Annotated in this window: 11 protein-coding genes; all 11 read left to right on the top strand. The window is 38.8% G+C overall.

All coding sequences use genetic code 11. The annotated features are described in order from the left end of the window. Positions 1 to 15: 15 nt before the first annotated feature. Positions 16 to 1,098 (top strand): Wzz/FepE/Etk N-terminal domain-containing protein, encoded by a 1,083-nt coding sequence (locus QVH07_RS11400; RefSeq protein WP_290000473.1) that lies wholly within the window; start codon positions 16 to 18, stop codon positions 1,096 to 1,098. A gap of 1 nt (position 1,099) precedes the next feature. After that, positions 1,100 to 2,089 carry a glycosyltransferase family 2 protein gene (locus QVH07_RS11395; protein WP_290000472.1) on the top strand — a complete coding sequence of 330 codons (990 nt, stop codon included), beginning with the start codon at positions 1,100 to 1,102 and terminating at the stop codon, positions 2,087 to 2,089. Beyond that, positions 2,086 to 3,288 (top strand): hypothetical protein, encoded by a 1,203-nt coding sequence (locus tag QVH07_RS11390; protein WP_290000470.1) that lies wholly within the window; start codon positions 2,086 to 2,088, stop codon positions 3,286 to 3,288. The genes QVH07_RS11395 and QVH07_RS11390 overlap by 4 nt, the downstream gene beginning before the upstream one ends. Before the next feature lie 38 nt (positions 3,289 to 3,326). Continuing rightward, positions 3,327 to 4,022 carry a glycosyltransferase family 2 protein gene (locus QVH07_RS11385; protein ID WP_290000469.1) on the top strand — a complete coding sequence of 232 codons (696 nt, stop codon included), beginning with the start codon at positions 3,327 to 3,329 and terminating at the stop codon, positions 4,020 to 4,022. 5 nt (positions 4,023 to 4,027) lie between these two features. Then, on the top strand, positions 4,028 to 4,780 hold the full coding sequence (locus tag QVH07_RS11380; RefSeq protein WP_290000468.1) for a glycosyltransferase family 2 protein: 753 nt from the start codon (positions 4,028 to 4,030) through the stop codon (positions 4,778 to 4,780). Between the two features lie 9 nt (positions 4,781 to 4,789). Beyond that, positions 4,790 to 5,647 carry a glycosyltransferase family 2 protein gene (locus QVH07_RS11375; RefSeq protein WP_290000467.1) on the top strand — a complete coding sequence of 286 codons (858 nt, stop codon included), beginning with the start codon at positions 4,790 to 4,792 and terminating at the stop codon, positions 5,645 to 5,647. Further along, positions 5,648 to 7,345 carry a capsule assembly Wzi family protein gene (locus tag QVH07_RS11370; RefSeq protein WP_290000466.1) on the top strand — a complete coding sequence of 566 codons (1,698 nt, stop codon included), beginning with the start codon at positions 5,648 to 5,650 and terminating at the stop codon, positions 7,343 to 7,345. A gap of 100 nt (positions 7,346 to 7,445) precedes the next feature. After that, on the top strand, positions 7,446 to 8,744 hold the full coding sequence (locus QVH07_RS11365; RefSeq protein ID WP_290000465.1) for a nucleotide sugar dehydrogenase: 1,299 nt from the start codon (positions 7,446 to 7,448) through the stop codon (positions 8,742 to 8,744). A gap of 60 nt (positions 8,745 to 8,804) precedes the next feature. Further along, positions 8,805 to 9,635 (top strand): polysaccharide biosynthesis/export family protein, encoded by an 831-nt coding sequence (locus tag QVH07_RS11360; protein WP_290000464.1) that lies wholly within the window; start codon positions 8,805 to 8,807, stop codon positions 9,633 to 9,635. A gap of 10 nt (positions 9,636 to 9,645) precedes the next feature. Beyond that, positions 9,646 to 12,033 carry a GumC family protein gene (locus tag QVH07_RS11355; RefSeq protein ID WP_290000463.1) on the top strand — a complete coding sequence of 796 codons (2,388 nt, stop codon included), beginning with the start codon at positions 9,646 to 9,648 and terminating at the stop codon, positions 12,031 to 12,033. Positions 12,034 to 12,042: 9 nt separating this feature from the next. Continuing rightward, the gene (locus tag QVH07_RS11350) at positions 12,043 to 13,836 is read left to right on the top strand and encodes an ABC transporter ATP-binding protein (protein ID WP_290000462.1); all 1,794 of its coding nucleotides are present in this window, start codon (positions 12,043 to 12,045) and stop codon (positions 13,834 to 13,836) included. Positions 13,837 to 13,840 lie beyond the last annotated feature (4 nt).

The following is a 13,840-nucleotide window of genomic DNA, read 5'->3' as shown; positions in this document are numbered from 1 at the left end:
CTAGCTATTTATAAGATGGATAAACAAACAGAAAAAATTCTCAAGGAGGAAAATTTCACGATTGTGAACCTTTACGTCATGGCAAAGAAAAAGGCGTTCCTATTCTTTGCTGTTATGGCTTTGTTTTTCCTTATGGGAATTGTCTATTACTATACCACGCCGAAGGAATACTCTACGACCTCGGTACTCTTAGTGGAAACTCAAGAGGGAAACGATGTTGGAGGCTTAAGTTCTTTGGCCGCTGTAGCTGGTTTTGGAAATGGTGGAGTCACTGGGACTTCTACTCTGGATCCCGCACTCTATCCAGTGATTTTACAGAGCAAACCTTACCTCGAGGATCTGATTAATTCTAAAGTTAAGTCCAGAAATTATGAGGACTCAGTGACCATTTTTAAATATATGGTAGAGACCATGCCGGGAAATTATATCGCCAAGTTTCTGAAGAGGCCCATGGCTGTCTTTGATGAACCCACAGTCATCGATGATCAGGCAAGGTTGGAAAGCAGACCTGCTGTGAAATCAAAATATGAGTCATTAGAATTGTTGATTTTATATCAAATGGCCGAAAGAATTAATTATTCAGCTGAAGGCAGAATTTTAACCATTGTAGTGACTATGCCTGAGGCTGAATTGGCTTATCAATTCTCTCTTTTGGTTCAGAAATTATTGATCGATTATTCCACTGAGTATCTTCAGGAAAAGCAAAAAGGTCAAGTCGAATATTTAGAAGAGCAGCACTTAAAAAGTGAAGAGAATTTTAAAGAAGCACAGGCTACTTTGACCTCATTCCGAGAAAGAAACCAAGGCATCTATTTGGAAAGCCAGAAAGCAATTGAACAAAATTTGAATTCAGACTACAATTTGAAATTTGAATTGTACAGGACGATCTCCCAAGAGCTTGAAAGGGCAAGAATAGAGCTAAATAGTCAGAAACCGATATTTACTGAAATTGAGCCTCCCTTTATCCCAAACAGACCTTCATCACCTCGTTGGCTCATTACCCTTGCTTTCTGTTTTGCTTTAGGCTTTGTGTTTGGGCTTATCACCGTTTTTGTTTATTACCTCAGAGCATACTTTCTGCTGAAAGCTCAGGATTGAGTTGAAAGTTTCTGTAATTATTCCCGTTTTTAATAACTCCAAATTTTTGACTGAAACACTCGATTCTGTTCAAAATCAAACCTACAAGAATTGGGAATGTATAGTGGTAGATGATGGATCAGAAGATGAATCCAAAGAAATAGCAAGGTCATTCTGCCGGAATAAACGGTTTAAATTCCTAGAAAGAAATCCAGAACTACCAAAGGGAGCAAACTCTTGTAGAAACCTTGGCGCAAAGGAAAGTGAGGGTGATCTGTTCTTATTTCTTGATGGGGATGATTTACTAAGTGCCGAATGCCTTGAACATAGATTAAAAGGCTATTCTTGTCAGGATTTAGTCATTTATAATTCCGGGACCTTTGAATCGGATACTTCTTTTGCCAAAGAGTTTTTCCCAAACTTAAATAAGAATCTGGATTCAAAAGATTATTTAAAAATGTTTCTAGAATACTTCATCCCTTGGAACATTAATAGTACAATTTGGAAGAGAGAGTTTTTTTTGGACCTCGGAGGATTTGACGTTGGATTACAGCGTTTCCAAGATGTCGATCTCCATATTCGAGCACTTTCCAGACCTGGGATTAAACTTGGGTTTGACAAAGCTGATGTTCTTTCCAGCTTTTATCGGAGATCTGAATACCATCAGAAAATGTCAGTTGAGAAACGGCGTTTTCTACTTGACCAAGGACTTTTTTTTATTTACCGGATTAAAGAAAACCTAAGGGCTGGAGACTTGATTAACCTTCAAGGATTATTACTGTACTTATACTTTAGATTTGAAGAGGTTTTTGAAGAATCGGATACTAAGGCGTTTCAACAACTTATTGCAGAAATCAAGGACACTCAGACTGGTAAAATTTCCAGAGAGCTGAAGTATGTAGAGCACCTTTACACAAAATTTATGAACAGACCATCGCGGTTGAGAAAAGTATTGAGTTATGGTACATACAGGATTTACAGGAATCGTCAGATCAAATCGTATTTAAATTGAAACTTTATCATGAAAATATAGAGTTCTGGGACTTTTTAACCATTCCTTTCTATTTAATCCTTGCTTATTTTCTTCTTGTATTTGTTGCGAAAAGGATTCTCTTGGAGGACGATAAGTTTATCAATCTTCACTTTCTCGGACTGCTCATTTTTTATCTCCTGGTGGGTTTAATTGATTATAAATTTAAACTGATTCCTTTCTTTCCAGATACAAACTTATTTACCAAAATTTTAGAAACTGGTCAAACCCCGCAAGAGCAATCCATAGGAGTTAGGATAGGGTATAAGTATTTGGCCGTTCCCATTTATAAGCTTTCTTTAAACTCCATTTACAATTATTTCATCTTCAACATCTGCTTCTTTCATGTTGGATTGACTCTGCTGGCAGGAGCATTTAATCGATTTTACCAGGTTAAAGATGTCTGGATTCAGCGTTTCTTTTTGATTTTGGGTGTCTTTTCCCCTACGGTTATAGTGTATTCCTTCACACCCCTAAGAGAGAGTTATTTTGTTTTGGCTCTTGGGTTCTTTTTTTATGGTCTCACAAAGAAAAACGCGATTAATATTTTCTTGATTCTAGGTGTGATCCTCGCAGGTATTCTTCGAGTTCAACTGCTTCTTTATTTCTTTATTCTGGTCTTTGCTAAGTACTTATTTAGCTTAAAACTTAGGAGGGGAGTTTTGATTGCATTAATTATAGCATTGATACCTATCGCTTACTTTTCTTTAAACTTCCTAGCTCAGAAGATAGTTAATATTGAAATAACCCCTGAAGCTTTAAGCCTTTTCCGTAACCTCCAAAGACTAGAGTATATCAAATCAGGAGTTACCTATCCAGAGGTTTTTTGGACCAATTGGTTTCAGGTGGCCTTGGATTTTCCAGGCCTCTTTTTTCAATTTTTATTGAGTCCCTTTCCTGTGGTTGTGTTCATTCCTTTCTGGACAAAGCTGGCCTACTTTGCGGACGGAATTTACTTGTTGTTCATTCTTTTTGTAGCTTTTCTTTCCTTCCGAAAGTGGAGTAAATATGGAATGTGGTTACTTTTCGCAGGGATTTATGTGGCTATGTCAGCTTTTTTCGAGTTTCATTTATTTGGAGCGGTGCGACACAGATTGCCAGCTACCTTACTGTTAATGTCCATTGCTGCAATTTCTATGGCCAGCCTGTATCAAAGGTATAAGTGGATTTTCAAGTATTGATTTCAACAACAAATCCCGACCCTTCGAAATTCGCTTCTTTGAATTTTGATAGATTAGTGATTTCACAAAACCCATTCGGGACCAAGAGAGATGAGCCGGATTTTAGGTTCTTGTCTTTTGATGAAAAAGGTCTTTCCAAAAGTCGAAACCGAGCTCTTGACTTGGCCGAAGCTGAGATTGTAATGATTGCCGATGACGATTTAGAGTATTGTGAAGGATTTTGGGCGAAAATCAAAAAGGCATTTAATGATTTTCCAGAGGCAGATGGAATCACCTTCAAGATAATAACGCCTGAAGGAGCACCTTATAAGCCCTATCCCTCAAAAGCATTTAAGCATTCCAGAAAAAGTATTTTCAATGTTTCTTCGGTGGAGATGGTATTTAGGCTCGACTCACTTAAAAAGCATGGAATAAGATTTGATGAAAATTTTGGCCTCGGAGCTAAATTCAAGAGTGGGGAAGAAACAATCATTTTGAATGATGCCTTGGACAAAGGTCTGAACCTCTTTTTTGTTCCTGAGAATATTGTGATTCATCCATTGGAAAGCTCAGGGAAGGTTTTGGATGAGAATTTTTTCTATAGTAAAGGTGCACTTATTAAAAGGATGTTTCATAATTCTGGTTTTATGATTTTGGGATTTCTTTTCCTCATGAAACAAGTCCTGAAAAGCCAAAATCAATTAACTTTGGCGGCTTCAATCAAAGCTATAAGAAAAGGGTTTCAGGCCGTTTAGGTTTTATGTTGGTTTCCATTATTACACCTGTTCATAATGCAGTTTCTCATGTGGAGGAGACCATCGACTCTATTTTGAATCAAACATTTGAGGATTGGGAGTTGATTCTGATCGATGATTACTCCACGGATAATGGAGTGGAAATCCTTAAAAAATATGAGCAAAGGGACCCTAGAATCAGGGTTCTTGAAAATGACTATAATGAAGGCGCCGCAATTACCAGAAATCGAGGGATAAGGGCTGCCAAAGGTCGATACATTGCATTTTTGGATAGCGACGATCTCTGGTTACCCAATAAACTGGAAAAGCAGCTGGCATTTATGCAGGAAAACGATTATGCTTTTACATACTCCAGCTACTACATTTTCCGAGAAGATTCCGAAAAAGGTATAATGAAGGTGCCACAGAAAGTGACTCATAATGAAATATTAAAGACCTGTTCGATTGGCTGTTTGACTGTGATGTATGACACAGATAAGCTTGGAAAAATGCTCATGCCAATTATTTCCAGAAGACAGGACTTCGCTCTGTGGCTGAAAATACTGAAGGAAATCCCATATGCTTATGGAATCCAAGAGCCTCTGGCCAGATATAGATTGAGAAATGATTCAATCTCCGGTAATAAATTTAAGGCTGCCTCATATCAATGGAGGGTGTACAGAGAGTTCGAACACTTGAATTTTTTTCAGGCTAGCTATTACTTTCTCCACTATTCCTTTTTTGGGGTATTGAAGACCTACTTTAAAAAGAAAAAGTAGAAGACTGATTTGGTTTTAATTTCAGTAATAATTCCAACTTTTCGTGATTCCTCCAGACTGGAGAAATGCCTAGGTTCTATAAATCAACAATCAGAGCAAGACTTCAATTTTGAAGTCATTGTCTCAAATAATGATCCTGCGGATAAAATTCTGAGAGAGCATAATTACTCCTTTGACCTTAAGGTAGTATCAGAAGCTATGGCTGGATCGTATGCAGCTCGAAACAAGGCTATTATCGATGCAAAGGGGGAGTATTTACTGTTTACAGATTCGGACTGTATTCCTGATAAAAACTGGCTAAAAGAAGCTAATCGAGCGATTCAGGAAAGGGAAGAAGAAATTATAGCCGGGAAAGTAGAAGTGTTCTCCTACTCACGTAGCAAATATGGAAAGTTTGAAAAGGCTTTTGCCTTTCCAAATGAAGAATACGTGCGGAAAGAAGGTTATGGAGTGACCGCGAATCTTTTGGTTAATTCGAAGGTCATAAAGTCGATAGGTGGGTTTCGTCAGGGTTTATTGACTGGAGGAGATTCGGAGTTTTGCAATCGCGCACTCCAAAAAGGGTTCACCATTACCTATTTTGAAGGAATGAAGGTTTTTCATCCAGCCCGGGAAACATGGAATCAATTGAAAACCAAAGCCAAACGATTTGGAGGAAAAATCCCAAAGGATAGCAATAAGCTTTTAGTCTTTATCAAAATCCTGGGCAAATATCGACTCCGAAATAAGGACTTGGCTGCCGTTAAAAGTCTCAAAAACCCGCTTAGTGAAAAAGTAAGTTTTCTGATGATTATTGCCCGCATTCGTTGGGTTGAGGCTACTGAATCCTTGAGAGTATTTCTGGGCAAACAGCCAGGCAGGCTATAAATGAAATCTATTCGCTTTTTTTCTTTTTTCTATTTGGCTTTTGGTTTTTACTTCCAGGGTCAAGCTCAAAACCTAAACGCTGGTCTTCCAATCCTGGAAGAGTATCTAAGACGAGAACAACTAAAAGGAGACTTTGGAAAGGAAAACTCTTTTCATTTCCGACCTATGAATTTCAACACCTTGAAGGATTCTTCGAAAGCCTGGTCAAATGTGAGAGGTATAATTACGGGGAAGGACTCTAGATCTACAAATACTTTTGACTGGAGTATCTTACCCATAGTCAGCACCACTGAGTACAATTCGAAAAGGCCATACGGCTGGGGAAATAAGGGGCTGACACCCGGAGTGGGTTTTCAAACCTATTTGAGCGCTGGTTTATATGCGAAGGCTGGCTTTTTGGAAATACAACTTCAACCTGAATTTACTTTTTCAGAAAACAGAGGTTTTCAGGGGTTTGAAAGGAATTCACGTCGTAAGATCAATAGAGACAGGTTTTTTTTCTGGAATGATGGAGATAATCCTGAAAGATTTACACCAAATGAGTCAAAATTCTGGTGGGGTCAATCAAGAATTCAAGTCAATGTGGGTGGATTTGCCCTGGCAGCTTCAACCGAGAATATTTGGTGGGGACCTGGTCAGTTTAATTCATTAATCTTTAGTGATAATGCACAGGGCTTTCCTCATTTAAGCTTACAAACCAATCGACCTTTGAAGACCTTTATCGGAAATTTTGAGGGTCAAATCATCATGGGAAGGTTGGAAAATAGTTTTTTGGACCCATCACAAGATGCGAGTTTGAATGAACAATTCTTTCAGGAGTTTGATGATGACTGGAGATACTTGAATGCGATTACGATTACGTATAACCCCTCATTTCTGCCTAATCTTTTTATGGGCTTTAATCGAACCTTTCAGCAGTATAATGAATCCAAGGGTAATCAGTTCAGGGATTGGTTTCCCATTTTCGAGTTCTTCCAGAAGGAAAGATTCTTTGAGAATGGGAATACCGTAATTTTTGATTCTCAAGGACAGGATCAACAAGTATCTGTGAACTTCAGATACTTGGTACCAAAGGCACTATTCGAAATCTATGCTGACTTTGGTCGACGAGATCACGCATTTAACTGGAGAGAATTTATCTTAAACCCAGAACATGCCAGGGCATATCAATTTGGTTTCCAAAAACTATTTCCGGTTCAAAAACCAAATAGGTTTATCCAGATCCGTGGAGAGATTACTCACCAGCAGGAGTCAGTAAATCGATATATAAGGTATAGAGGATTAGGAGGGAACCAGACCTGGCACACCCATAGTTTGGCGAGAGGGTTTGTTAATTATGGGCAAACACTTGGAGTAGGGACCGGAGTTGGGTCAAATGTCCAAACCCTAGAGGTATCAATGGTAGAAAGATTCGATAAAATAGGGCTGAGGTTGGAACGACTAGAAAACCATCAGGACTTTTTTTATAGAGCCTATGGACAGAATGATGAAAAAAGGCCATGGGTTGACTTGAGTCTTGGGCTTTTATTTGATAAGCGATGGAATAATCTCCTGATGAGTTCGAGGGCCCAGTTAATTTACTCAGAAAACTATCAGTATAACTCCGAAGGCCTGAGTACTGGAGATTTTCCCAGTGGTCAAAACTTACTCTCCTTCTTTGGTAAAGTGAGTTTAATCTATTCACTCAGTGCTAAATAAATTATTCCGGAATAAGAATTCCAGCATAATCTTATAGTTTTGCCAGCTGTTTTAAACTATTTGAAAAGACACAAAAGGAATCCTCAAATTTTTGTTACGAATGGATATAAATAATTCAAAGATTGCAATCATAGGTCTTGGTTATGTGGGTTTGCCGCTGGCAGTTGAGTTTGCAAAAAAATTCCCTGTTGTAGGTCTGGATATCGATCAGGAACGAGTTGATGAGTTAAGAGGAGGAAAGGATTTAACTCTGGAAGTGGAGGATGAAAACCTTCAAAAGGTACTGGTGAAATCAAACTTTAAGGATGGTGACAAAGGCCTATTCTGTACGGCCAATCCGGAAGATATTTCCGATTGCAATGTCTACATTGTGACTGTCCCTACTCCAACGGACAGACATAATAGACCTGTGCTGACTCCGATGCTAAAAGCTTCAGAGAGTATTGCCAAATACTTAAAGAAAGGTGATGTGGTCATTTACGAATCCACTGTTTATCCTGGAGTAACTGAAGAGGAATGTGTTCCGGTCTTGGAGGAAAAATCTGGTTTAACCTATAATTCAGATTTCTTTGCAGGATATTCACCAGAGCGAATTAATCCAGGCGACAAGGAGCATACGGTAGCCAAAATTCTTAAGGTTACCTCAGGAAGTACACCCGAAACTGCAGATTTTGTAGACGCATTGTATCGCACCATCATTGTCGCTGGAACGCACAAGGCATCATCCATTAAAGTTGCCGAAGCTGCCAAGGTAATCGAAAACTCACAGCGGGATATAAATATTGCCTTTGTAAATGAGTTGTCTAAGATTTTTAATTTGCTTGGAATCGATACACATGAAGTATTAGAAGCTGCAGGAACTAAATGGAATTTCTTGAAATTTAAACCCGGTCTTGTTGGAGGACATTGTATTGGAGTGGATCCTTTCTACCTTGCTCAGAAAGCACAGGAGGTGGGTTATCATCCTGAAATTATTTTGGCCGGAAGGCGGCTAAATGACAGCATGGGTAAGCATGTTTCCACCGAGGTAATCAAACATATGATGCGTAAGGACCTAAAGGTGATCGATGCAAAAGTTTTAATTCTCGGTTTCACCTTTAAAGAAAACTGTCCGGATGTAAGGAATACCCGAGTCATTGATATTTACAGAGAATTGAAAAGCTTTGACGTGGATGTGGAGGTTTATGATCCATGGGCTGATGTTGAGGAGGTAAAGCATGAGTACAAAATTGATATCCGAACAGGTAAGGATATGCCAAATCTGGAGGATTACTCAGGTGTGATTCTTGCGGTGGCCCATGAAGAGTTTAAGTCGATTGACCTTAGAAAAAGTCCTGAGCGAGTGGTTTACGATGTGAAGGCTTTCTTGCCAAAAGAAAACGTTGACGCTAGATTGTAGTGAACTTCCTTTTGGATTTATTCAATACTTTAGCAAATAAATTTTTATAACACCAATCTTATGAAGAATAGAGTACTTTCATCTGGAGCTTTGCTACTATTAGTTCTGGTTTTTTTCTCATGTGTTTCAAATAAGAAGTTGATTTACATGCAGCAGCTAGAAGAGGATGAAGCAGGAGTTCTAGTAGAATCAAGTCAGCGCTATCCTTATGAAGTAGAAGATTATCTTCTTCAGGTGAATGATATAGTAGAAATCAATATTAAAACTACTGACCCTCGCTTAAATGAGATTTTCGGAGCTATAACTGCTGATCCTAATAATAACATGGGTATGATGGGAGGTGGTCAGGGGGCAGGAGATGCTTTCTTTATGAATGGCTATACCATTGATGACAGAGGATTAGTGGAGATACCTCTCCTGGGTGAAGTAAAGCTATTAGGTCTGTCTACGGAAGAAGCAAAAATCTTGGTCGAGGGGCTCGTTTCACAATTAGTGAATGAAGGTGAATATTTTGTAAGAGTAAGGCTAGGAGGGGTTAGATTCAGTGCTTTGGGAGAGTTTCGTCGAAGTGGAAAGTTCACCATACTTCAAAATCGTGTCACTATCTTTGAAGCAATTGCCTTTGCTGGGGATTTAACCACGGTGGCCAATAGAAATGAAATTTTACTTGTACGTCAATATCCTGATGGTTCTCAAATTCATAAAATCAACCTTTTAGATAGGGAATTGCTCGGTTCAGAATTTTATTTCTTACGGCCTAACGATATGATTTATGCTGAACCAATGCGTGTTCGAGAATTAGGTGCTGGTACAAATGTTGTAGAAACCTTAACTCTTTTGACCACCACAATCACCGCCATTGCTTTGGTGTTGACACTGATAAATAATTAATTTAAGTCCCATGAAGAATGATTACGAAGAAGTAGACCATTTTCAGGAAGAAGTGGAAAGTGGGTTTGACTTTAAGGCCTTGCTTCCGAAAATCCTCAGGGTTTGGCCGTGGATTCTTCTAAGTCTCGCCACATGTTTAGGGGTAGCTTACTACATGACTCAAAAGGCTACGCCTATTTATAGGATATCAAGTAAATTTTTTATTAAAGACGCTGATAATTCATTTTCCTTTTTAGAGACACCTGGATTTAATCAGGATCAGGGAATTGGCTTAACCAATGAAACCATAATTCTCCGATCAAGACCAATTGCAGAGGCCACTCTGGATAAATTAAATTTCCAGGTTGAATATTACGAAGAAGGCACCTTCATCCTTAAGGAATTGTATCGAAATACTCCAATTGTGGTCGAAGTAGATTGGCAGTTCCCCCAACTTTTGAATGCTCCCATAAAGGTGGATTGGGTAAGCCAGACCGACTATACCATATCTTTTGATTCACCAGGTTATACCCAATATTTTCCTGATGGAAGTTCAGAGGGGATATCTGATTTGCCCACTGCCACTTATAAATTCGGAGAATGGGTGGAGACGCCTCAATATAAGTTGAGAATTTCTAACACATCTGGTACCAGTGAAGGGTCTTGCCAGGTAATTCTTAGAAATAAAGAGTACCTCGTGAATAATTACTCACTTGGTTTAATTGTGAGTTTATCAGAGAAAAACTCATCCATTTTAGACCTTGCTCTATTGAGAGCAAATAGAGCCAAGGCTGAAGATTACCTAAATACCCTAATGGAAACCTATCTTCAACTGGAGCTAGAAGAAAAAAATGAAATGGCCAATCGAACTATCAATTTTATCGATAGCCAAGTTGCAGGGGTCGCGGATTCACTTCAGGTATTTGAAAATGAGCTAAGAAATTTTAGATCTTCCAATAAGACATTTAATCTTAGTAACGAAAGTTCCACTGTTTTCAATCAATTGACGGATATTGAAAATAATCTAGCCCAGGAAAGGTTGAAAACTCGGTATTACCAAAGCTTGAAGGAGTACTTGGTAAGAGAGGATTATAACCAGATTGTAGTGCCTTCAGGACTGGGAATTGATGACCCTTACCTAAATGGCTTGATTGAGAATTTACTTTCGAAACAGGTTGAAAGATCTAGATTGATGTCTAGTCAGACTGAGAGCTCACCGCTAGTTCGAGAAGTCAACAAAAACTTGGATGACCTGAATTCCCAAATAAGTGAAATATTGGATAGGGTTGAAATAAACAACCAAATGGTTATCAATGATCTGGAGAATAGGAAAGCACAGATTGAATCATCTTTTAGGGACCTTCCTGCAGCGGAACAAAATCTTATAAGAATTCAAAGACAACAGACTTTAACTGAGAATATTTACAATTTTCTCTCTGAAAAGAGAGCCGAGTCGGCTATTTCAAAAGCCTCTAATACACCAAGCAATAAGATAATAGAATACGCAAAAGGTGGTTCCCTTCAGGTAAGTCCGAATCCTACTAGAAACTACTCTGCTGCGGCATTCGCTGGTATTTTGATTCCTATTCTTTTTGTATTTATCAGAGAGTTTATCAAGACCAAAATTGATGAACCAAAGTTTTTGGAGCGCAGATTGAAATTCCCAGTACTGTCCAATATTCTATACAATGACTCAAAAGAGAATCTAGTGGTTTTCAATTCTGGGAAATCGGGAATTAGTGAAGGGTTTCGCTCACTAAGGTCAAATATTAGATTTTTAGTACCAAAGGATAAGCAACTCACCTTTATGATCACATCTACGATTTCTGGTGAGGGTAAAACCTTCTGTGCTATGAATCTAGCCTCAGTTTATTCATTGACGGGTAAGAAAACGGTACTTATCGGTTGTGATATGAGGAAGCCAAAAATCTTCGATGATTTTAAGCTTAAGAATGATGTGGGCCTGTCCTCCTACCTGAGCGGTCAGGAAGATGATTGGAGGAAGATTGTCAAGCACAGTGAATATGAGAATCTGGACTTGGTTCTTTCGGGGCCGATTCCACCCAACCCTTCAGAACTTCTTTTCTCAGTTGATTTTGAGAAATTAATTAAAGAATTGAGATCGGCGTATGATGTGGTTATACTAGATACACCCCCTGTGGGGCTGGTCTCAGAGACCCTTGATCTTATTGCTCAAGTAGATTTCACTCTCTTTGTCTTTCGACAAGGATATAGTGATAAAGCCTTCATCGACGCAGTTAATGGCTTGAAAGATCAAAAAGGCATTAAGAATATCTATGGTATTTTTAATGGGCTTGACGCTTCTAAGCTCGCCTACGGAGGCTATGGCTATTCTTATGGCTATGGCTATGGCTACTACGAAGAGGACAAAAAGAAAAGAAAACGATTCAGTTTTTAATCAAATAAGTTGAAAAACTTCATAAGTAAATACTTTAAGTATTTCGCATTTTTCTACGAGTACCTAGGCTACAAGGTATTCATCCTGATCATTTCCAGTTTAGTAGTAGGTTTGCTCGATGGCTTTGGTCTGGCTCTATTCATTCCAGTATTTACCATGGCTGCAGAGGGTTTTAATCCGGAAAGCAGGGAAGCCTTGGGGAATTTAGATTTTCTTCTTGATTGGATAGAAAAGCTTGGATTTGGCCTAAGCCTGAATGTGATCCTGGTCGTTATGGTCGCTTTGTTCCTGATCAAGTCTGTCATAAAGTTTTATGATGGAATTTGGAAGACAAAGCTTCAGATGGAGTTCGTCAAGAAACTTCGCTATGAAATGGTTGATGGGTTAGGGGGGATGAGTTATAAAAACTTTGTGAATCTGGATGCCGGAAAGATTCAAAACACCCTTTCTGGGGAAGTATTTAAAGTTACTTATAGCTTCCTTACCTATTTCAGTACCATTCAGTTTATGGTTCTTCTGGGAGTGTATCTGACTCTTGCCCTGCTATCCAATTTCCAGTTTGCCATTTTGGTAGGAATAGGAGGATTTTTATCAAATTTCTTATTCAGGCTGATTTTCAAATTCACTGAAAAAGCTTCAGTAGGCGTGACCGCCTTTAACCATGAGTTTCAGTCCTATCTAATTCAGGCGGTTCATAATTTTAAATACCTCAAAGCCACTGACTATTTCGCCAAATACAAGTTAAAACTGAAAGCTATCATTGACTCGATAGAGTTTCAGCAAAAGAAAATTGGGATATATAATGCTTTTCTTAGCTCTACACGTGAACCAATTGTACTAATTATTGTCGTTGCGGTAATCCTGGTTCAGGTTAATTTCTTGGGAGGTCAGATGACTACTATTCTTGCTAGTTTGCTCTTCTTTTACCGAGCATTAAACTATTTGATAAGCCTACAAACGAGCTGGCAGGGATTTGTAGCTCACTACGGGGGAATCGTTGCAGCTATGGAGCTAATGGAGGAATTTAGAAGCCTGAATGAGCCAATAAGTCCAAAGCCTGAAGTGGATAAACTCGAGAAAATTCAGCTTCAAAATTTGAATTTCGCTTACAAGGAAAATATTCCCGTGCTGAATCGAGTTCATCTCGACATTCAGCCTTTAAAAACATTGGCACTGGTGGGTGGATCAGGTTCAGGAAAAACTACAATGGTTAACTTGATTATTGGACTTTTGGAACCTACAGAAGGTGAAATTTGGGTCAATAATAAAAACCGAGAAAACTGGGACCGATCCTCTTATCGAAAGAGATTTGGCTATATCACACAGGAACCGGTGATTTTTAATGACGATATTTATAACAACGTTACTTTTTGGGACGAAAGAACACCAGAAAACATAGCAAACTTTGAGAATGCCATCAGACTGGCCAATATTCATGATTTTGTAAAAAATCTTCCGGACAAAGAAAAGACTAAACTCGGTGACAATGGTATGCTTGTCAGCGGGGGACAGAAGCAAAGAATTTCTATTGCCAGAGAGCTCTATAAAAATGTGGATGTTCTGATTCTGGATGAGGCCACATCAGCACTAGACAGCGAAACAGAAAAATCTATCCAGCAAAATATTGATAATCTGAAGGGAAGATACACCATCATTATTGTCGCACATAGATTGAGTACGGTAAAAAAAGCGGATCAAATACTCGTGCTGGATCAAGGAGATATTGTGGGGGCTGGATCATTTGAGGACTTAGTAGAACAAAATAAGCTCTTCAAGCGAATGGTAGAGCTTCAGGAGTTTTAAAAAA

The organism is Algoriphagus sediminis (genome assembly GCF_030403435.1).
Classification (GTDB): Bacteria; Bacteroidota; Bacteroidia; order Cytophagales; family Cyclobacteriaceae; genus Algoriphagus; species Algoriphagus sediminis.
This window is presented reverse-complemented; position numbering and strand designations above follow the sequence as displayed.